Annotated in this window: 1 protein-coding gene and 1 pseudogene; both read left to right on the forward strand. The window is 65.4% G+C overall.

Going from position 1 to position 1,250, the window contains the following annotated elements:
* Window positions 1-243 (forward strand): annotated as a pseudogene (locus tag HXX15_RS23115) (peptide chain release factor 1); the annotation flags it as partial.
* Window positions 240-1,052, forward strand: a complete 813-nt coding sequence (prmC, locus tag HXX15_RS23120; RefSeq protein ID WP_296519256.1) for a peptide chain release factor N(5)-glutamine methyltransferase — start codon at window positions 240-242, stop codon at window positions 1,050-1,052. The pseudogene HXX15_RS23115 and the gene prmC, both read left to right, overlap by 4 nt.
* The last annotated feature ends 198 nt before the right edge of the window (window positions 1,053-1,250 follow it).

Below are 1,250 nucleotides of genomic sequence, written 5' to 3' on the forward strand. Positions count from 1 at the left end.
GCCCAGCAGCGCGCGCAGCAGCAGCAGATCGCCTCGACGCGCAAGAGCCTGATCGGCAGCGGCGACCGTTCGGAGCGCATCCGCACCTACAACTTCCCGCAGGGCCGCGTCACCGACCACCGCATCAACCTCACGCTCTACAAGATCGACGCCATCATGGACGGCGAACTCGACGAGATCGTGAACGGCCTTACCGCCGAGCATCAGGCCGAACTGCTCGCTGCCCTGGGCGAGGATTCGTGAGCATCGCCGCCGCCCTCGCCCGGGCGCGGCAACTGATCCCGATCAGCGAAGCGCGCCTGCTGCTGCGTCACGTCCTGGGCTGTTCTCCCGCCTGGCTTGAGGCGCATCGTGACGATGCACTGCCCGGCGAAAGTGCCGAACGCTTTGATGCCCTCGTTGCCCGCCGCGCGGCAGGTGAGCCCGTCGCCTATCTCACCGGCACACGCGAGTTCTACGGGCGCGACTTTGCCGTTTCCCCGGCCGTCCTGATCCCGCGCCCCGAAACCGAACTGCTCGTTGATCTCGGCAAGGAAGCCGTCGCGGGCATCAAGGCACCACGCATTCTGGATCTCGGCGCCGGCAGCGGCTGCGTTGCCATTTCGCTGGCGCTTGAATTGCCGCATGCGGACCTCACCGCTGTCGATATCTCACCGGCGGCACTCGCTGTGGCACAAGGCAATGCCGCCCGACTCGGCGCGCGCGTCCGCTTCCTGAAAAGCGACTGGTTTGCCGCGCTGGAGAATCAATGCTTTGACCTCATCGTCGGCAACCCGCCCTATGTCGCCGCCGGCGATCCGCATCTGGACAGCGGCGATCTGCGCTTCGAACCCGCTCTGGCACTGGCCTGCGGAGTGGATGGCCTCGATGCCATCCGCCACATCCTGACGCACGCTCCAGCCCACCTGAATCCCGGCGCACGCCTGCTCTTCGAACACGGCTACGACCAGGCAGAGGCCATTGCCGAACTCCTTCGTACCGGCTTCGCACAACCCGATCAGCATCGCGACCTCGCCGGCATCGTTCGCGTCAGCGGCGGCTGTCCGCGCTGAGTTTCCGCACCCGCCCTTCCTGCGGTATCCTGCGGCAAAGCACCTCGCAGCACCAAACGATTGCGACGGCTATAAGGGGGGAGAAGATTATGTCCGCGACCATCGAGTCCATTCTTCACGAATCACGCTGGTTTCCACCCGGCGAAAAATTTGTCGCCGCCGCCAATGTCAGCGGACGAGCCGCCTACGATGCACTGG

The sequence above is a fragment of the Rhodopseudomonas sp. genome (assembly GCF_013377015.1).
Classification (GTDB): Bacteria; Pseudomonadota; Alphaproteobacteria; order Rhizobiales; family Xanthobacteraceae; genus JARJEH01.